Raw genomic sequence first — 18072 nt, forward strand, 5'->3', positions numbered from 1 at the left:
TCTCGCGCTGGCTCGTTGACTTTCACCACATCATACAACCCCCCCCCCCCCGCGTCCTGAATCGTTCAGTCTACGAGCCGAAGGGCTCGCGTCTGCCCGTGAGCTGTCGGCGTCAGTCGGAAGAACTTGACCTGGGCTCGCCCCCCGGACTGCTCCAGCCATCCCGCATCAACGAGCTGCTGCCGGATGCGGGAGAACATGGTCGGCGTCCATCCGACAATGCCCGCCAGGTCCTTTGCCGACTGCTCGATCGCCCCGTTCAGGCCGACGAGCTCCGGATCGTTGTAGAGCACGATCATCAGGCGCTGGTTGGCGGTCAGGTTGTGGGTCCGCCTCAGCAGCTCCCCGAACGACATGCTCCTGCTCCCATGCAGCGCAAACGTCTGAGCGCTCATCGGTCCTCCCACCACTCTCGAACTCTCGGGGCCAACCCAGGGATGTCCGGGGGGTTGAAGCGTTTCACTGCTTCACGCTGATCGTAGCCCGGACCGTGGAACGCGATGTAGGGCGTGATCCGGTACAACTTCGAGTTCCCGAACGTGCCCACCGCAACCAAGATCCGGTGTTTGAGGAGCTTGCGGCTGATCCGGCCGATGGCATCTGCCGTCATGCCGACTTCCTTGCCGATGTCCGCCCCCGTCATCACCACAGGCTCCATGCCCTCTGGCGACGTTCCGATCCACCACAGGACCATGAACTTCTCGCCCGGGGTGAACTTATTGCTGCGGCAGATGGCGCGGACGCGTTCCTTGTCGACGTTCGCGTGTCCGTCGTAGAACGCGAACGGAGCAAAGGGGAGAAGTTCCCCGTTCTCGTCCGCTGGCGCGCGTCGGCGCCGTGCGGCGGCAGCCACGTGGTCCCCTCCTTCCTCGGGCATAGGTTTTGGACCCTGCTGCGGTCGGCCGCAGCGGATCAGATGGCCTAAAAGTACATGACCGAAACGTCACTGAGCCAACTTCGGGGGCGCTCATGACTTCGTGTCGCGCCGTCCTTCCAAGGGCAGCCTCAGATGTACTTTTCAGCACTGAACCACGATCGTACGATCGTGGTTCCCTGACTTATCGATCGTGGTTTCCAGATCTGCTGATCAGGTCACCACGAGGCAGTGGCCGCTTCACCACGGTCCTATGAGCAGCCTTGGCAGCTCCTTGATCGGGGTAGGAGATCTGACGATCGTGGCTTCCAATGGCATTTCCGCAGGTCAAAGGCTTAAAGGGCTCTTCTCCCTCTCTTGCAACTGAACGACGCCAACCACGTGAGCACCTCTCAGGGTGCTTGGCCATCCGGCCGCGAGCCACTGGGTGGTAACCGCCATGAGCCCGGGGGCAACCCGCCGTGGCATACCGCTGCTCGGCCGAGGACGGCCTCCCAGCTCCCGGGTCACCTTAGCGATGTACTGGCGAACTTCCCTCTCGGGCGGCGCGCATTCAGTGGCCCGTATCTACAGCAACCACGGAGCAGCCACTCAGGACCGTTGTTGGTAGGCAGGCGCTCAGCCAGTTCCTCCACCACTCACTGGAGCAACTACCGGGACCGAGGGCAAGGGAGCACCGCCCGGAAGCTGGCGGACATCGCCGCCAAGGCGGTGTCCGCCAGCTGAGGACGGAGCGGACTGCGGCAGCGTAAGGGGTCTGGGGACCCGAGGTCCCCAGCGGGGGTCCGGGGGCTGGCCCCCGGGAGGGGAACTGGCGATCCCTCAGTGACCACCGCTCAAGACGCGCGGACGAGTAGGTGGTCGAGAGCAGAAGACGGAAGGCACCACCGGGAGCGAGCATCACGCCCGCATAGCCAACTCCCAGCAGGAAGTGAGAGATGGGCCTCTACACCGTGGGCGGCGCCCGCATCACGAAGGCCGGGTTCCCGGCCACCCCAGTCCAGGACCGGATGATGACCGTCACCGAGCGGATCTACGCGACCCGCCGCTACGCCGAGGGCGACCGCAAGCCCGAGGGCGCGATCCGCACAATCGCCTTCCAACCCGGCGCGCAGATCCGGGAGTCGGACATCGCGAAGCTGTTCCCGCCCCCGACCATCACGTCGGTCCTGCCGTCCGGAGGCCCGGCCGCTGGCGGGACCGTGGTGACGATCACGGGCACGAACCTGGACGGCACCAGCGCCGTCACCTTCGGCGGTACGGCGGGCACCGGGCTGACGATCGTCTCCGACACCGTGGTGAAAGTGACCGTCCCGGCGAAGGCGGCAGGCGCGGTCGACATCGTGCTGACCGACGACGCGGGCACCGTGACGAAGACGAGCGGCTTCACCTACTCCTGACCCGTTCCGGTGGTGGCCGGCTCGGCGCGACACAAGCCGTCCCGGCCGCCACCCTGCTGAGGCTCGAACAGCTTCGTGGTGAAGGAACAGCTGATGACAACCACCCCGCGCAGCCGCAAGGCCGCTGCCGCCGCCGAACCAGTCGATCCAGACAGCACGATGGCGGAGGCGAGCACGCTCGTCCCGGCCGCCGCCCCGCTGGAGCCACCGGCCGGGCCCGAACCGGACCCCGTGCCGGAGACCAGGGTTCCCGAGCGAGTGCCGGTCGCGGAGGCGCTCCCGGAGGCTATCGATGGGCTGATCGTCGACTCGCAGACCCGCCGCCCGCCCACAGACCTGGACACCCTGTTCGAGAGGATCACCCCGCACGGCAGCGCCTTGGTCAGCACCATCCGCCTGGTCGAGAACCGAACCGATGAGTATGGCCGCACCCGCACCACGCTGCTGGCTGCACAGGGGGCCCACCTGTCCGAGTCCGTCGTCGAGCTGCTGCTGCAGCGCCTGCGGGACCAGGCCAGCGTCCGCCACGCGGTCGGCAGGTAGACCGCGGTGTCGACGCTCGACTGGCAGGCCACGTACGGCGGCGCCACGTTCGACCCGGCCGCCGCCGGCGGGACCGTCACCTCGCTCACCCTGCACCCCAACCCCGAGCGCACCGGCCAGCCCGCTGCCGTCGCGGCCGCGGTCGCGCTGAAACCCGGCACGTTCCGCTTCACGATCCCGGACACCCTGGCTGCCGGCCGCTACTGGGGAACCGTCACCTTCACCCCGGCCGCCGGAGCGCCCGCCAACACGGACCAGACGATCCGCGTCGACCTGCCCACCGGCACCGGCCTGGTCACCTCGCCCGAAGCAGTCGCCGACCACGCCGGTATCCCGCTGCCGCTCACCGAGGCGCAACGCGACGGCCTGCGAACAGCGATCGAAGACGCGCAGGCCGACGTGGAGGCGTACCTCGCCCGCTCGCTGGTGCCGCGCCTGGCCACGCTGAACGGCGTCCGCCCGGCGCCCGGGACGGACCTGGGGGCGTGGCAGGCGTGGGCGCACTGCGCGCCGGACGACGACTTCGCCGTGGATAGCTGGACGGTGCTGCCGGACGGTACGTACGACGTGCGGCTTCGCGTCGGCCTGGACGGCGCGGCCGAGCGGCCGATCCGGCGCTTCGTCACCGCGCACGCCGCCGAGACGATCCGCAACACCCCGACCACGGGCGGCGGGGCCAGCGGGCGCCGGGTGTCGTCGTTGTCGGCAGAGGGGCAGTCGATCAGCTACGAGGCCGCGCCGAGCGCCGGCCAACCCGGGGCGCTGCCGGTGCTGGTCACGCTGGACGGCTACCGGCAGCCGCCGGTGTACGTGCGGCCCCGACCGGCCGCTGCCCCGTGGCCGTACGGGGGGACAACGTCGCTGTGGCGGTGATCCTGCCGAATCGGCGCTTCACCGCGTACGTCGCCGAGCACCCCTGGGAACGCGACGCGCACGGCCTGCCCGTGCCGCCGAGGCCCGGCACGACCGCGGCCTCGGGGCCGGCGTTGCCCGGCGCCGCCGTGGTTCAGGCGGACGGGTCGTGGTCGCTGCGCGCCGACCCACGGCACTGGCCGCTTCGCCCCGGTGACCGGCTCGTCGACGGAGCCGAGTCCTGGACGATCACGACGGCCCGGCTGTGCGCCGTCGCGGTGGACGGCGCGGCCGACTACATCGCGATCACCGCAGCCCTCGACCCGCCGCTGGTGCCCTGATGGCGCGCTTCGAGGCGGTGCCGGGGCTGGAGGAGTTGGTGGCTGCCATGGTGGCGCCCGAGGTCGGCCGAATCGCCGACCAGGTCGCCGACCGAGCCAGGCGTCTGGCCCCGCCCACGAAGCAGTGGGTGACCGTCGCCGACGACCGGGTCCGCCATACCCACGTGCAGACCGAGGGGCAGAGCGTCCCGAACAACCTGCGCTTCAAGGTGCCGTCGATGGACTGGGACCGCAAGCACCGCGGCGTCGGCGAGTACACCTACATGAAGGCGCCGCGCGACGAGAGCAGCCGAGCCGTCGCGAACCTCAAGAACTGCCGCTGCACAACTACCCTTGACCCCAAGGGAGTTGCCCATGGGATTAATACTGGTCAGCCCGTGACGGCCGGCAACCGGGTCACGGTCACCGTGGTCTGCGAGGGGGACCTCGTCGTCCAAGCCGAGTTCGGCGACGTCTACCCGGGCGGCCTGGTCGCCACGGGCACCCACTTCATGGCCAGAGCCGTCAACGAGACCTCCCTCAAGTACCGGTAGAGCGCGCGACGCAAGGGCCCGGGTCCTGCACAGTGCACCGCCATGGCAACCAACACCAGCAGCAAGAACGCCCCGCCGGCCGCGAGCGGAGAGCCGGACCAGCAGACCGTTGTCGGCCCGCCCCTGGGCACCGGCCAGGACCCAGAGAAGGTCCGGCTTTCCCACCACCTGTTCATCTCCGGCCAGGACTACCTGCCCGGCGCCGACGTGTGGGTGGCCCCGGACTACGCCCGCCAGCTGCGCGCCAACGGCTACGTCGCACGCCGCTGATGACCGAGCCGGCGCTCCTTCAGAAGGTGGCGGCCGTCGACCCCGTCGCCGCCGCACTGGCCCACCTGCGCCGGCACCCAGCCGTGCTGGAGGCGGTCGGAGGCCCCGGCCACGTCTCCGGCCTGGTCGAGGCGCCGTGGCCACGGCTGAGGGTCACCTCGGGCCCGGGCGGTGACCTGCGCGGGCTGCGCTGGGAGACCGTCGGCGAGGTCACGATCGAAGTGATCTCCGACCCGGCCGGCTGGCCCGGCTCCGCCGAACTACGCCGCCTCACCCTGCTGGCGGCCGGCGCGCTGCTCGGCCTGCCCGACGCCGAGCCGCCGCCGGCCGGGCCGGTGGTCAGCCACGTCGCCACCAGCAGCCCGCTGGCCTTCACCGAGCTCACCTCGGGAGCGATCCGCTACAGCATCTCCCTGCAAGTCGTCATGCACCCATGAGCCAGGGCGCGACACAAGCCCTGTTCGGGCCGCACCTTTTCTCCTCGTCGCAGTCCCTGCCCCCGAGGAGCCCCATGAGCGTGAAGTCCAACGCGGCCGAGACCGTCGTTCCCGGCCGGCTCTACCTCTATCTGGCGCCGGTCGGGACCGTCGCGCCCACTGACGCAACCGTCGCGCTCGCGGCCGGCTGGCGGTCGGTCGGCCACACCACCGAGGACTCCCTGAAGTTCAAGGAGGAGCCCAATTTTGAGTCGATGAAGTCTGCCCAGTCCGACTTTGCGGTTCGCCAGTTCCAGACCGCCGACGCGGTCACCGTGGAGATGGACCTGCTCCAGTGGTCCGCTGCGAACTTCAAGGCCGTCTACGGCGGCGGCAAGATCGCGGAGATCATGCCCAGCGGCGGACTCGACAAGGACGCCCGGCACTACAAGTTCGTCCCGCCACGTATCGGCGAGCGCATCGAAATCGCCGCGCTGCTCGAAGTCCTCGACGGCGGCAAGCACTACCGGTTCGTCTTCCCGCGGGCGATGCAGCTCGAAGGCGTCGCCAACGACCTCCAGAAGGGTTCCGGCTCGAAGCTGCCGCTGCGCCTGGGGCTCCTGGGCGGCGACGACACCGATGCCTGGTACATGCTCACCGACGACCCCGCGTTCAAGGAGTCCTGACGGCAGCGGTCGCCACAAGCCTCGCGGCTGTGCGACCGTCCCCGCCGACCACCCATCCGACCTGGAGGACCTTCCCTTGAGCGACTTTGTGATTGACCTCGACGCGCCGAAGCGGGAGGTCACCCACCCCAACGGCATCCCGGTCCTGCTCGGTGGGGAGACCTTCACCTTTCCGGCCGAGCTGCCGTTGGACGCGCTCGACCCGCTGCTCGCGAACAACCTTGACCTCATGGGCATCGCCGCGCAGGTCATCGCCGATGAGAAGAACCAGAACATCGCCGGCGGCATCGTTGACCTGCTGCTGACCCGCCCGCACCTGCCCCGTACCTTCCTCGCCGCGCTGCGCGACGTGTATCTGCTACTGCTCGGCGTCGAACAGTTCGAGCGCTTCACCGCACAGCGGCCCAGCATCGCCGACTACATCCGTCTGACGAAGGCCCTGGTCAAGGCGTACGGCGTGAGCCTGGGAAAGCTCTCCGGGTCGCCGACCTCGCCCGCGGCAGGTGGGACGACCTCGAGTACGACCTCGCCTACCACCACCGGCGAGACGCCCGCGACCTCTGGCGCCGCCCCGGCGACCCCGCCTTCCTCGGAGTCCGCCGCCTCGTAGTCCTCCTCGACGGGCTGCCCGAGCAGGCCCGCACCCGCCGCGCCCCAGGTGAGCGCGCCTGGTGGGGCTTCCAGGAGGAACTCCTCGCCCAGCTCGTCGAGCTGACCTCGGTCTACGCCGCCGACCGGCGGCTCACCGAACCCCTGGCCGTCCCCCGGCCGAACACCGTCCGCACCGCGGACACCGCACCACCACCGCCGTCGTCCGGCACGTCAGGTCTGCGCCAGCTGCTTGACGCGGCCTCGCACCGAGGAAGGGTCCAGCATGGCTGAGGGCCAGGTCTCCGGGCGCCTCGTCGTGCAGGTCGAGGCCACGGCAGCCGGCTTCGCCCGCAGCCTGCGCACCAAGGTCGAGGAGGCCAGCGAGGGCATCAAGGCCCGCATCGGCATCGACGTCGACGGCGAGGGCCTGCGCGAGCGGCTCAAGGCCGTCGTCGAGGAGGCGTCCGCCGGGCTGCGCGCCAAGGTCAAACTCGCCGTCGACCGCGAGCACCTGCGCGGCGACATGGAACGCGCCGTCGACGGCGCCGCCGCGGGCGTCCGCGCGAAGGTCAGCCCGGACGGCGAGCACTTCCGCCGCGAGCTGACCCGCGTCGTCTCCGAGGCGACCGGCGAGCAGGGCGCCCGGATGCGGCTGCGCCCCGACATCGACCCCCGAGGGCTGGTCGACGCGGTGCGGCGCCGGGTCCGCGAGGCGGACGGCGACGTCGCCCAGGGCGGCGGGATCAAGATCCCGTTCCAGCTGCCTGGCCGCGCCCTGTTCATGGGCGCGATTCTCACCCTCGTGCAGCCAGCGGTCGGCGCGCTGGCCCAGCTCGGAGCCGGCCTGACCGCCATGGTCGGCTCGGCGTGGCCAGCGGTGAACACCCTCGCCGCGATCCCCGGCGTCCTGGCCGCGCTCGGCGTCGGCCTGCTCAGCACCAAGGCCCTGTTCGGCGGCGTTGGCACCGCCGCGCAGGCGTACGGGCAGAAACTCGCGGCGGTGCGCGACGGCACCACCATGAGCGCCGCCGAGTTCCAGAAGATGACAGCGGCAATCAACGCCGTCCCGCCGCCCGTACAGGAGACCGTCCAGGCGCTCCTCGGGTTCCAGGGCGTCTGGAAGAGCATCAAGCAGGACGCGCAGAAACGCTTCTTCTTCGACCTCGCGCGTGACATCACCCCGCTCGGCGCGAGCGTCCTGCCGCTCGTCCGTACCCAGCTGAACGGCGTTGCCGACGCCGGCCATCGCTTCGTAGCTGACGCGGCCCGGTGGATGCAGACCCCCGTTTTCCGGGCCGACGGTGCCGAGATCGTCCGTTCCAACACCAAGGTGCTGGGCCTGATGGGCATCAGCATGAAGAACCTCGGACACACCACCGAGGACCTGGTGGTGGCCGGAGCCCCGTTCGTCGAGCGCCTCGCTGAGGCGACACGACGCGGTACCCAGTGGGCCCGCACCTCCGTCGCTGCTGCCCGCGAGAACGGCTCTCTCAACCGGGCCATGAACGAGGGCGCCGACGTAGCGGCCTCGCTTGGCCGCTCCTTGCGCAGCCTCGGCAAGGGCCTCGGCGGCACGTTCGCCGCCGGCCGGGACTCGGGCAACTCCCTACTCGCGGGGATGGAGCGCACCCTCGACCGGTTCGACAAGTGGTCGCACTCCGACACCGGCAAGAACCGGATGAAGGACTACTTCGACCAGGCACTGCCCGGCGCCCGGGAAATGATCGGCCTGGTCGGTGACGTCGGGCGCGGACTCGCCCGCCTTGGCGCGGACAGTGGCATCGCCTCGCTGGTCTCCCAGGTCCGCACCCAGTTCGTCCCCGCCATCGGTGCCCTCTTCAACGGCCTCGGCCTACTTGGACCCCACGTCATCGGTGTGCTGTCCAACATCGCCGAGATCATCGGCCGGCTCGCCGGCGGCGCGGCCGCCTTCGGCCCGATCCTGGCCGTCTTCTCCGGCCTGGCCAACGTCGTCGCCGTGCTGCTGCGCACCGTGCCGGGCCTGTCAACCGCCCTCGGTGGTCTGTTGGCTGTCCTGTTCGCCATCAAGGCCGTCCAGGGCATCAACGGCATGTTCAACGCGGCGAACGCCAACGCCACCGGCCTGACCCGCACCACCACCGGTCTCATCGGCACGTTCCGCGGCCTGAACGAGCAGATGGCTCTGCAGCAGTGGCACGCCGAACGCGCAGGCGTCTCCCTCGGACGCGTCGGCCTGGCCGTCTCCGCGCTGCAGTCCAACGTGCCGCGCCTGGCCGCCACGGTTCCCACCGTCGATGCGATGAACCGTGCTTTCCTCGACACGCGCTCGTCCGCTGGTGAGGCAGCGGGGCGTATCACCGGGGTGGGCAGTGCGGTCTCCGTCGGTCTCAAGGGCGCCTGGTCCGGCCTCGTGTCGTTCATGGGCGGGCCGATGGGCATGGCCGTCGCAGGCCTCGGCATCGGCCTGGGCCTGCTGGCCAGCTGGCACCAGAAGGCCGCCCAGGCTGCCGCCGACCAGCGCCGTGCCCAGCAGCAACTGTCCACCGCGCTGAAGGACACCAACGGCGCCGTCACCACCGATGTGCGCACCACCGCGGCCAAGCTCCTACAGGACCAGAAGGTCCTCGGCGGGCAGGAGAAGCTGCTCGACGTTATGGCCAAGGTCAAGATCGGCCTGCCGGAGATGACGACCGCCTACCTCGGGCTCAATGGCGGCCTCAAGGCCCTGTCCAAGACCATGGACGAGCAGGCCGAAGCCGCCCTCAAGGCGTACCGGGGCAAGCCGACCGACGACCTCAAGAACAAGGCCCGCGACGCCGAGAACGCCGCGAAGGCCCTGCACGAGCTCCTCAAGGTCCAGGAGAGCGAGGCCCAGAAGACCAAGGACGTCGCCAACGCCGCCGGCGGACTCGAACGCTCCGGCCTGGTGTACGAGAAGCTCAAGGGGCTGGTCGGCCAGTTCAGCAACGCCACCGTGGACGCGACCGCCCGCACCGACGCGCTCAAGTCCGCCCTTGACCTCCTCGCCGGCGGCACCCTCTCGTTCAAGGACGCGCAGGCCCGCGCGGACGGCGCGGTGCTCTCCGCTCTCCAGGCGTCCAAGAACGCCACCGACGAGCGCAACACCGCCCTCAAGGAGGGCACCTCGTACCTCAAGGGCTGGGGCTCGGCGCTGGTGGAGACGGACGGCTCGCTCAAGACGAGCGTCGAGAACGGCCACCAGCTCTACCAGTCGATGACGTCGATCCGCGACGCCACGCTCGACTCCACCCGCGCCGCCTACGACCTGGCGATCAGCCAGAAGAAGACCGTCCCCGAGGCCCTCCAGGCCGCCAAGGCGGAGATGGCCCGCCTGTACGAGTCCGCCGTCAAGACCGCGATGGGCTACGGCCTCACGCGGGAGCAGGCGGAGAAGGCCGCCGCCGCGATGGGCCTGGTGCCCGACCGGGTCACCACCCTGCTCGCCGCCAGCGGCGTCGACTCCGTCCTCGCCCAGCTCGCCGGCGTCCAGGCCGAGTACGCCAAGGTGCCCGGCAGCAAGCAGATCACCGTCCAGGCGATGACCGACGAGGCGAAGACGCTGCTCCAGGGGCTGGGCTACACCGTCATCACCCTGCCGGACGGGCAGGTCCAGATCACCACCACGTCGGCGACGGCGAACGCCGAACTCAACTCGATCATGAAGACTCTCGCCGGGTTCCCGGCCGGGAAGAAGATCGACGTGGACGTGCCCACCCTCAAGGCGATGGGTGAACTGCAGTCCATCCAGGACAAGTTGAGCGCAACCCCGGGGCAGAAGAGCATCACCGTCGAGGCCCCGTCCGATCGGGCCATCTCCGAACTCCAGAACATCGGGTTCAAGGTCGAGCGGCTGCCGGACCACCAGGTTCGCATCACCGCGCCGAGCACCGAGGTCTCGCAGAGCGTGTCCGCCATCCAGAGCATCATCAACACGCTGCGCGGGCGCACCGTCAACGTCGACGTCCAGTACAACTACCCCTCCGGCCCTCCCCGCAGTAACCAGGCGGACGGAGGCATCCTCACCGGATTCGCCAACGGCGGCATTCGCGGCCGCGTCCAGGCGTTCGCCCGCGGCACCGAGAAGCACATCGCGCAGATCGCCCGCCCCGGCGAGTGGCGCGTGTGGGCCGAGCCGGAGACCGGCGGCGAGGCGTACATCCCGCTCAGCCCCGCCAAGCGTGCCCGCTCCGAGCAGATCCTCGCCCGCGTCGCCGACATGTTCGGCGGCCACGTCGTCTACAACGCGGCCGGCTCGCTGCGCCAGCCCAGCCTCACCGCTGCTGACCTGTATCGCAGCGCCCAGTACACGATGCGCGCCACCCCCACCGCGCAGGCCTCCGCACTGGTCGGCGGGGATCTGATCATCACCCGCTCCGAACGCGAAACCAGCGGCGACGCCCTCCAAGGCGCCATGTTCCAGCTCCGCCGAGCCCGACTGGGAGGCGTCCATGGCGTTCTTGCGTGAGGGCGAGTGGAACCTGACCTACGACGGCGACGGCCTGCGCCCGGGCGCCGACCTGCTCTTCGGCACCCTCAATACCGGCATTTACCTGCTGAACGAACCCAGCCTCGACCACGCTGACGGAGTCCTCGGCGACGCGCCACTGCCCCAGGAGGACGGTCTGCGCTTCGGCCAGGACACCACATCCTCCACCACCGTGAGCTTCGAACTGGCCGTCGACACCGTCAACGCCGCACGCACTACGGTCGGACGCCACACCGCCAACCTCGGCGCCGTCGACACCCTCCTCGCGGCCTGGGACGCGGCCACCATCCGCCGCCGCATGGGCGCGGTCGCCGTGCTGCGGACCATGCAGGGTGGACGAATCCGCCGCGCTTACGGCCGGCCGCGCAGCATCGCACCGGCCAACACCCGCTTCACCCGACAGGGCAGCACCAGTCTCGTCGCCACGTTCCTCATCGCCGACGGACGGTGGTACGACGACGCCGAGGAGTCGACCACCCCCACCGCCGCCCCGGCGCCGATTCGCGGTCTCACGTCGCCGCTGACCGCCGCCCTGTCGCAGCGCGTGCCGGCGCCCCCGCAGCCCCCCGGGGCGATGCCCGTGGCCGGCACCGTGCCGACCTGGCCCGTCACCACCGTTTACGGCCCCGGCCGCAACCCCAAGCTCACCTTCTTCGGACCCGACCGCACCCAGCAGGGCGACCTTCGCCAGCGGATGACGATCGGCCTCGACCTGGCCCTGGCCGACGGTGAGTGGGTCACCATCGACCCCCGCCCCTGGGCCCGCACCGTCCTGCGCGACGACACCGCCAGCGTCGCCGGCGCCCTGACCCGCAGCAGCCCCCGCATGCAGGACATGCTCCTGGCCCCCGGCCTCCAGCACGTCCGCTACTCCGTCGTCGACGACACCGGCACCTCCCGCGCCACCGTCGCCTGGCGTCCCGCCCACCGCTTCTACTAGCCCACCCGGAGAAGGAGAACAAGTGCCCTGGGACAGCGTGCCGTGGTTCATCGAAGGATCCGCCGAACACTCCGCGCAGATCGCCCGCCTGCTCGCCTACAACTCCGTCGGCGGCGCCGAAGGTGTCATCGGCCCCACCGACCTGTGTGTTCGCGCACTCTCCTCCCCCGGCCAGCAGGTCGAAGTCCTCACCGGCGCATGCTCCATCCTCAACCGCGCTGCCGGAGCCCAGTACGAGGCCTACGCGGGCCGCATGATCTCCACCGACCGTATCCCCATCACCCCCACCGGCCCGACCGGGCGCTCCGACCTCATCATCGCCCGGGTCGAGAACCCCTATCTGATGGGCGAGACCTGGCCACAGCCGAGCACCCCGGCGACCGGCCCGTACATCGCCACCCGGGTGATCTCCGGAGTGCCGGCCAACACCACCACGGCACGCCAGGCCCGTCCGGGCGACTCCGCGATCGCTCTCGCCCGCATCGACCTGCCACCGAACACCACCAGCGTCCTTCCAGCCCACATCAAGGACCTGCGCCGCGTCACCCGCCCCCGCACCGAGGAGCGGGTCTACACCGTCATCGGCTGCGCCTACTCCTACATCGAACCGACCGACGGCAACCCGAAGAACTGGCCGGAGCAGGCCGCCTGGAGCATCGACATCCCGGAGTGGGCGGTCACCGCGATCATCACCACCAACCTGAGCGGCCTGCGCCTGTCAGGCGACAACGTCTACGCCCAGATGCATCACGTCCTCGCTGGAATCGCTGGCTCGAACAGCGAACTCGACGACGACGGTGGCACCGGCTTCCGCCGGGCCGACAAGCTCCTCGTCGACAGGTTCGCCATCCCCGCCGCCCTTCGCGGCACCACCAAGCCCCTGAACATCCAGACCACCGCGATCGACCCCGGCCGCATCGACGTCAACAGCTCCACCCAACTCATCTGCCGCGTGCAGTTCCAGGAAGCCGCCGCCCAGGACGGGGCGTAGCGCTGTGGGCTGGCGCTTCATCGCCCTCCGAGTCCTGACCGGGCAGATCCTCGATTGGGACGTGCCGTTCACGCTGACCTCCGCTCCCGTGCGCCAATTGTCCGGCCCGGGTGGCATGACCGGGCACATCGAACCCGAGTACGCCCGCCTCATCGCCGCCGACGGCCAGCCCGTCCTTCAGGAGTGGGACACAGCAGTGTTCGCCGAAGTCGACGGGCAGATCCGCGGCGGCGGCCTGGTCGTCAGGACCCGGCCCGAGAACGGCCAGTGGGTCGTCGAGTGCGCCGGCTACACCTCCTACCCCCACGGCCTGCCCTTCGAAGGCCTGCTCCAGTCCGGCATGCTCATCACCCCACCCGACCCCAACGCCGGCCTCGACAAGAACCACGACGGCTACATCGACTTCACTGACCCGCCGCGCTCGGTCCAGGTCCCACCGCCGCCGCCTCCCTACGGCGGCCCCCGTATCGACGCCTACGACGCCGTCCGCCAGATCTGGGACCACCTGCAGTCCTACGACAATGCCCGCCTCGATCTGGTACTCGACCAGCACAAGGCTGACATCCTCCTCGGCGCCGAAGACGGCTCAGACCCCTACGAACTCGCCTGGTGGGACACCCCGGACTGCGGCAACGCCATCGACACCATCGCCCTCCAGCACGAGTTCGACTACCTCGAAGAACACTCCTGGTCCACCACCACCGGAAACGACCGCACCATCGTTCACCGGCTGCGTCTGGGCACCCCCCGACTCGGCCGAAAACGCACCGACCTGCGCTTCGCTGATGGCGAGAACATCAGCGCCACCGCTACGCCCCGCGCGATGGGGGAGGATTTCGCCAACGAGGTCCTGGTCCTCGGCCGCGGCGAAGGCGCCACGATGCCCCGTCTCCAGCTCGCCCGCCCCGACGGCCGGCTACGCCGCGTCCACGTCGTCGCAGACAAGGCGGCCACCAGCGAAGCCGCCCTGCGCGCACGCGGCAACCGCGAACTGCAGTCCAGGACACAAGCCCTCTACATCCCCATGTTGGAGATCCGAGATCACCCCAACGCGCCCCTGGGCTCCTGGTCACCCGGCGACGACATCCTCGTCCAGGCCCATGTCCCGTGGGTGGGAGACATCCAGGTCTGGCACCGCATCATCTCCGACGAGCTACGCCCCGACGGCACGGCGGTGTTGACCCTCAAGCGCTCGGACGCGATGGGTTGATCACCAGCTTCGGTCAGAAGGGGACGCACACGTGACCAACGCACTCGATCAGGCCGTCCAGCAGCGTGAACTCGCCGCCCTCCTCAAGAGCCTGGACCAGCGGCTCACCAACATGGAGCGCGCCTCCCAGCTCCCGTACAGTGCCGCCCGCGGACAGTTCCACGTCGTCGACGACTCCGGTGCGGTGATCAGCACCGTCGGCCGTCAGGCGGACGGCACGGTCGGCGTCACCGTGGCCACCTCACCACCGCCTCCCACCCCGCTCGCCCCGATCATCGAACCTGCCAAGGCGGCCTTGAAAGTCACCTGGGACGGGCAGTGGGCCGACGCCTACAACTCCCCGCTGAACTTCTCCCACGTCGAAGTCCATGCCGGCACCGCCGCAGACCTCACACCAGGCCCGCAGACCATGGCCGCGACCCTCGCGGCCGCCGGCGCCAGCATCACCCTGGCCACCACCGGTTACACCCCGCTGTGGATACGCCTGGTCGCCGTCAACGCCGCTGGCGCCAGAGGCCCCGCCAGCGCCGCCACCCAGGGCACCCCGCTCAAGGTCGTCACCGACGACCTCGTCAACGGCATCATCGGCGAACTCCAACTCGCCAACAGCGCCGTCACCGCCACCAAGGTCGCCGTCGGAGCGATCAACTCCGCCGCCATCCAGGCCGCCGCCGTGACCGCCGCGAAGATCGGCCAGGAGGCCGTCACCGCGGGCAAGCTCGCCGCCGACTCGGTCACCCCAGGCACCATCGCTGTCAACACCGTCACCGCTCGCGAACTCACCTCAGGGGCGGTCACCACCGCCAAGCTCGCCGCCGGAGCGGTCACCGCGGACGAACTCGCCGCGAGCAGCATCGTCGCCGGGAAGATCGCCACCGACGCCGTCACCGCCAGCAAGATCGCTGCCGGGGCGGTCATCGCCGGCAAGATCGCCACCGACGCTGTCACCGCCGGTACCATCGCGGCCGCCGCCATCACCGGCCGCGAGATCAAGGCACTGTCGATCACCAGCGACAAGATCGCCGCGAACGCCATCACCGCAGGGCAGATCGCGGCGGGTGCTGTCACCGCCGCCCAACTGTCCGCCGACGCCGTCGACGGCAAGACAATCACCGGTGTCACCTTGGTCGGCTCCACCGTCCAGACCGCCCTCACCGGCCGCCGCGTCCTCCTGTCCCCACTAGACCCGACGAACGGCAGCGCCAGCCCCTCCGTGCTGCTCTACTCCGGTGCCGGCGCGGAGCAGAAGCCCGCCCGACTGACCGCGGAAGTTCGTGCCACAACCGACGGCAGCACCCCCATGACCCGCCTGACCGCACCCCAGCTCAACGCCGACGGATCGCACACCCCCACGCTGTGGCTGGGATCGGGCGGGCCAGCCACCATTGACGGCCAACCCACCGGCTTCCCGAGCTACGGCAACTTCACGTTCTTCGTGAACGGCGACGGCCGCCTCGGCGGCGAGACGATGATCAGAGGCATCGCGGGTACGGACACCACCCCAGCCGCGATCACCCAGAGCGTGCGCCGCAACGCGGCCGACGGGTACAAGGCCGCACAGATCTACTTCAACCCCGATGCCTGGTTCGTCCAGCTTGCAGACCAGTCCGCCAGCCTGTTCTTCGACGCCAACGGGCTGACGATGAAGGCCCTCCTCGGGGAAGTCCTCTTTCAGACGAAGGCCGGCCTGCGCGTCCAAGGCGGTGACATCAAGCTCGACGGCGGCGGGATCATCAAGAACACCACCAGCTGGGTCACCCCGACGTTCAAGAACGGCTGCGGACAGCTTGGGTCCGGTTGGCGGAGCGTCGGCCTCAAGATGTTGCCCGACGGCTGGGTTGCCATGCGCGGGATCGCGTACATCCCCTCAGGGTTCACCGGCGGCGTGATCGCTACGATCGACGACGCCGCCCTGCGCCCCCGGGCTGGCGAGGTCTTCGACGTCGCCACCTACAGCAACACCGGGGCCCGGCTCTACATCCAGACCAACGGGGACATCGAGACGTGGAACGCCAGCGGTGGCCTCGGCGGTTGGCTGAGCTTCAGCACTGTCCGCTGGTCAGTGGTCGACTGACAGGTGAAGACCCAAGCACGCGACGCAACCGCCCCAGGTCGCCACTCTTAACCCCCGCGAGGGCTGTCCGAGCGAACACGACGCCCAGGCCATATCCCCGTTCACTCTGTTGATCACCCGAGAAAGGCGACTGAGCTTGGCGACCACCGAGACGATCACTGCGGTCGCCACACCGGTGTGCGCCCTGCTCGGGGTGATCGCCAGCGGCTGGCTCGCCGCCCGCCAGGCTAGCCGGAGGGCGGCCGCCGACGAACACGTCGCCGTGGTTCAGGCCGAGTCCGTCGAGGTTCAGGCCGAGGCCGACGCGGAGACCGCCGAAGCCGCGGCCGCCGCCTCCGCCGCTGAAGCCCTCCAGGCGGGCTTCGTCGCGCTCTACGCCGAACACCGGGCCGAGCGTGCCGAACTACGTGGGCGGATCAGCGCGCTGGAGACCGGCCAGGCCCGGCAGGCCGAGAAGCTCGACCGCATGGCAGAGGACCACCGTCGGTGGCGCGACTCTGCGATCCGCTACATCCGCCTCCTGCGTGCCCAACTCGCCTCCCTCGGAGCCACCCACCCCACCCCCGAGGACCCGATCCGCGCGGACCTGGACCCCTGAGGACACGACACAAACCAGGCCCGCCCGCCACCGTGCCCTCCGACCCGAAACCCAACCCGGAAGGCCTACATGAACCTCGACAGCCTGGTCGTCCACAGCGCCGGCTACGGCGCCGCCGTCGGCTCCGTTCTCCCCATCCTCGCCGCCATCGTGCTGCGCCCGCACTGGTCCCCTAAGGCCAAGCAGATGATCGTCGGCGTCCTCGCGGGTATCTCCGGCGCCGCAACCGTGGCTGCGCAGGGAGGCTTCAGCGATCCCGTCCGCCCCGGTGCGCTGCTGACCGCCATCGTCGCGGTGTTCGCCGCCTCCGAGGTCTCCTACGCCGCGCTCTGGCACCGCTCCGGCATCGCGCCCAAGATCGAGATCGCCACCAGCCCCGTACCGCCCGCCCGCGTCGATCTCTCGAACCTCACCTTCGACACCTCCGACGAGACCCTGGACAAGCTCAAGAAGCGGTTGCGCGAGCCCGTCAACGGGAGCGATTCCTGATTCCGGCGAGCAGCCCGTAGCATTCCAACCAGGCGGCCCGCCGCCCACCCACCGTCGAGGCGAAAGCCCCCGCGAAGTTCGCTTTCTCCCGATATCCGGTAGAGGGTGTCCTTTCGGCGCGGGGACGCGAGTAACCGAGCCCACCGGCAGTGCCCTCGGGCGCGAACCGGGGCCGGGGAGCGCAGCTACGCGGTGATCCGGCACACGGACGGGAACGGGCTGGCGGGCCGCCGCCCGAACGCGCTCCAGCACAACCGAGGGGGATCGGCACCGTGACCGCCACACCGAACCAGATGGCGGCCGCCCTGGCGGCAGCACCCGACCAGGCATTCGCCGACATGCTGATCGATTTCGTGACGCACCCCCAGGCCAACCAACTGGCGACCGTGTTCCGCAGCCCCGAAGTCGTCAAACGCGTCGCGCGGACCACAGAACGACTGCTCGCCAACCACCACGTGGTCCAGGCCGACGGCGAGTCCCGCAACGCCTACACCAAGCGGGTCCGCCAACTGCGCACCGCCCTTGAACAGGAGCAGCAGCTCGCCCAGGTGATCGCCGCCGGCGACGCCGCCCGGGCCGCCGGTCGAATCGACCGCGGCCGCAACCCGGCGCAGCGGGCTCGCCGCCGCCTGGCCGACATGTTCCCCGCCGAGTACACCCGCCTCCGGCACGAGGAGGAAGAAGAGGTGGGGCGGGGGGGCCCGGGCCCCGACAAACCCCCCCCCGCCCCACTCCCCCCCCCGCCGGCTGACGACACCACCGGGGTCGCGCCCGC

At 70.0% G+C, this 18072-nt stretch carries 19 protein-coding genes; 17 read left to right on the top strand and 2 right to left on the bottom strand.

Annotation, left to right across the window (positions count from 1 at the left end; genetic code table 11):
- Positions 1-65: 65 nt before the first annotated feature.
- Positions 66-395 carry a hypothetical protein gene (locus tag ACFV6I_RS24895; protein ID WP_079136670.1) on the bottom strand — a complete coding sequence of 110 codons (330 nt, stop codon included), beginning with the start codon at positions 393-395 and terminating at the stop codon, positions 66-68.
- Entirely contained in the window at positions 392-853 is a 462-nt protein-coding gene (locus ACFV6I_RS24900; protein WP_244293882.1) for a MarR family transcriptional regulator, read from the bottom strand. The genes ACFV6I_RS24895 and ACFV6I_RS24900 overlap by 4 nt, the downstream gene beginning before the upstream one ends.
- 959 nt (positions 854-1812) lie before the next feature.
- On the opposite strand from ACFV6I_RS24900, the gene ACFV6I_RS24905 reads away from it, so the two are divergent.
- The 17 genes from ACFV6I_RS24905 to ACFV6I_RS24985 all read left to right on the top strand — a co-directional run.
- On the top strand, positions 1813-2274 hold the full coding sequence (locus ACFV6I_RS24905) for an IPT/TIG domain-containing protein (protein ID WP_063353039.1): 462 nt from the start codon (positions 1813-1815) through the stop codon (positions 2272-2274).
- A gap of 93 nt (positions 2275-2367) precedes the next feature.
- Positions 2368-2817, top strand: coding sequence for a hypothetical protein (locus tag ACFV6I_RS24910; RefSeq protein WP_063353038.1), 450 nt, complete (start codon positions 2368-2370; stop codon positions 2815-2817).
- Positions 2818-2823: 6 nt separating this feature from the next.
- Entirely contained in the window at positions 2824-3690 is an 867-nt protein-coding gene (locus tag ACFV6I_RS24915) for a hypothetical protein (RefSeq protein ID WP_063353037.1), read from the top strand.
- Positions 3681-4010: a hypothetical protein gene (locus ACFV6I_RS24920; RefSeq protein WP_063353036.1), complete on the top strand. Its 330-nt coding sequence runs from the start codon at positions 3681-3683 to the stop codon at positions 4008-4010. The genes ACFV6I_RS24915 and ACFV6I_RS24920 overlap by 10 nt, the downstream gene beginning before the upstream one ends.
- On the top strand, positions 4010-4543 hold the full coding sequence (locus ACFV6I_RS24925) for a hypothetical protein (RefSeq protein ID WP_063353035.1): 534 nt from the start codon (positions 4010-4012) through the stop codon (positions 4541-4543). The genes ACFV6I_RS24920 and ACFV6I_RS24925 overlap by 1 nt, the downstream gene beginning before the upstream one ends.
- Positions 4544-4585: 42 nt before the next feature.
- On the top strand, positions 4586-4813 hold the full coding sequence (locus tag ACFV6I_RS24930) for a hypothetical protein (RefSeq protein WP_063353034.1): 228 nt from the start codon (positions 4586-4588) through the stop codon (positions 4811-4813).
- The gene (locus tag ACFV6I_RS24935) at positions 4813-5250 is read left to right on the top strand and encodes a hypothetical protein (protein ID WP_063353033.1); all 438 of its coding nucleotides are present in this window, start codon (positions 4813-4815) and stop codon (positions 5248-5250) included. The genes ACFV6I_RS24930 and ACFV6I_RS24935 overlap by 1 nt, the downstream gene beginning before the upstream one ends.
- 74 nt (positions 5251-5324) lie before the next feature.
- A complete protein-coding gene (locus ACFV6I_RS24940; RefSeq protein WP_063353032.1) occupies positions 5325-5915 on the top strand; it encodes a hypothetical protein in 591 nt (196 codons plus the stop codon).
- 76 nt (positions 5916-5991) lie between these two features.
- Complete coding sequence (locus tag ACFV6I_RS24945; protein ID WP_063353031.1) at positions 5992-6525, top strand: hypothetical protein; 534 nt, start codon at positions 5992-5994, stop codon at positions 6523-6525.
- 264 nt (positions 6526-6789) lie between these two features.
- Positions 6790-10974 carry a hypothetical protein gene (locus ACFV6I_RS24950; protein ID WP_063353030.1) on the top strand — a complete coding sequence of 1395 codons (4185 nt, stop codon included), beginning with the start codon at positions 6790-6792 and terminating at the stop codon, positions 10972-10974.
- A complete protein-coding gene (locus ACFV6I_RS24955) occupies positions 10958-11935 on the top strand; it encodes a hypothetical protein (protein WP_063353029.1) in 978 nt (325 codons plus the stop codon). Before ACFV6I_RS24950 ends, ACFV6I_RS24955 begins: the two co-directional genes overlap by 17 nt.
- A 22-nt stretch (positions 11936-11957) precedes the next feature.
- On the top strand, positions 11958-12926 hold the full coding sequence (locus tag ACFV6I_RS24960; RefSeq protein ID WP_063353028.1) for a hypothetical protein: 969 nt from the start codon (positions 11958-11960) through the stop codon (positions 12924-12926).
- A gap of 115 nt (positions 12927-13041) precedes the next feature.
- Positions 13042-14136 (top strand): hypothetical protein, encoded by a 1095-nt coding sequence (locus tag ACFV6I_RS24965; protein WP_244293880.1) that lies wholly within the window; start codon positions 13042-13044, stop codon positions 14134-14136.
- Between the two features lie 31 nt (positions 14137-14167).
- Positions 14168-16210, top strand: coding sequence for a hypothetical protein (locus ACFV6I_RS24970; RefSeq protein ID WP_380427703.1), 2043 nt, complete (start codon positions 14168-14170; stop codon positions 16208-16210).
- 136 nt (positions 16211-16346) lie between these two features.
- Positions 16347-16808 (top strand): hypothetical protein, encoded by a 462-nt coding sequence (locus ACFV6I_RS24975; protein ID WP_063353138.1) that lies wholly within the window; start codon positions 16347-16349, stop codon positions 16806-16808.
- A gap of 69 nt (positions 16809-16877) precedes the next feature.
- On the top strand, positions 16878-17297 hold the full coding sequence (locus ACFV6I_RS24980) for a hypothetical protein (RefSeq protein ID WP_063353137.1): 420 nt from the start codon (positions 16878-16880) through the stop codon (positions 17295-17297).
- Positions 17298-17569: 272 nt separating this feature from the next.
- Positions 17570-18072: hypothetical protein (locus ACFV6I_RS24985; RefSeq protein WP_380427706.1), on the top strand; the 503-nt coding region annotated here is incomplete at its 3' end.

The organism is Kitasatospora sp. NPDC059803 (genome assembly GCF_042732255.1).
In the GTDB taxonomy this organism is placed as follows: domain Bacteria; phylum Actinomycetota; class Actinomycetes; order Streptomycetales; family Streptomycetaceae; genus Kitasatospora.

Excerpts from the sequence above, each read along its gene's own strand:
- ACFV6I_RS24955 (WP_063353029.1), top strand. The coding sequence starts at position 10,958 with ATGGCGTTCTTGCGTGAGGGCGAGTGGAACCTGACCTACGACGGCGAC.
- ACFV6I_RS24905 (WP_063353039.1), top strand. The coding sequence starts at position 1,813 with ATGGGCCTCTACACCGTGGGCGGCGCCCGCATCACGAAGGCCGGGTTC.
- ACFV6I_RS24935 (WP_063353033.1), top strand. The coding sequence starts at position 4,813 with ATGACCGAGCCGGCGCTCCTTCAGAAGGTGGCGGCCGTCGACCCCGTC.
- ACFV6I_RS24895 (WP_079136670.1), bottom strand. The coding sequence starts at position 395 with ATGAGCGCTCAGACGTTTGCGCTGCATGGGAGCAGGAGCATGTCGTTC.
- ACFV6I_RS24910 (WP_063353038.1), top strand. The coding sequence starts at position 2,368 with ATGACAACCACCCCGCGCAGCCGCAAGGCCGCTGCCGCCGCCGAACCA.
- ACFV6I_RS24930 (WP_063353034.1), top strand. The coding sequence starts at position 4,586 with ATGGCAACCAACACCAGCAGCAAGAACGCCCCGCCGGCCGCGAGCGGA.
- ACFV6I_RS24980 (WP_063353137.1), top strand. The coding sequence starts at position 16,878 with ATGAACCTCGACAGCCTGGTCGTCCACAGCGCCGGCTACGGCGCCGCC.
- ACFV6I_RS24950 (WP_063353030.1), top strand. The coding sequence starts at position 6,790 with ATGGCTGAGGGCCAGGTCTCCGGGCGCCTCGTCGTGCAGGTCGAGGCC.
- ACFV6I_RS24965 (WP_244293880.1), top strand. The coding sequence starts at position 13,042 with ATGACCGGGCACATCGAACCCGAGTACGCCCGCCTCATCGCCGCCGAC.
- ACFV6I_RS24925 (WP_063353035.1), top strand. The coding sequence starts at position 4,010 with ATGGCGCGCTTCGAGGCGGTGCCGGGGCTGGAGGAGTTGGTGGCTGCC.
- ACFV6I_RS24940 (WP_063353032.1), top strand. The coding sequence starts at position 5,325 with ATGAGCGTGAAGTCCAACGCGGCCGAGACCGTCGTTCCCGGCCGGCTC.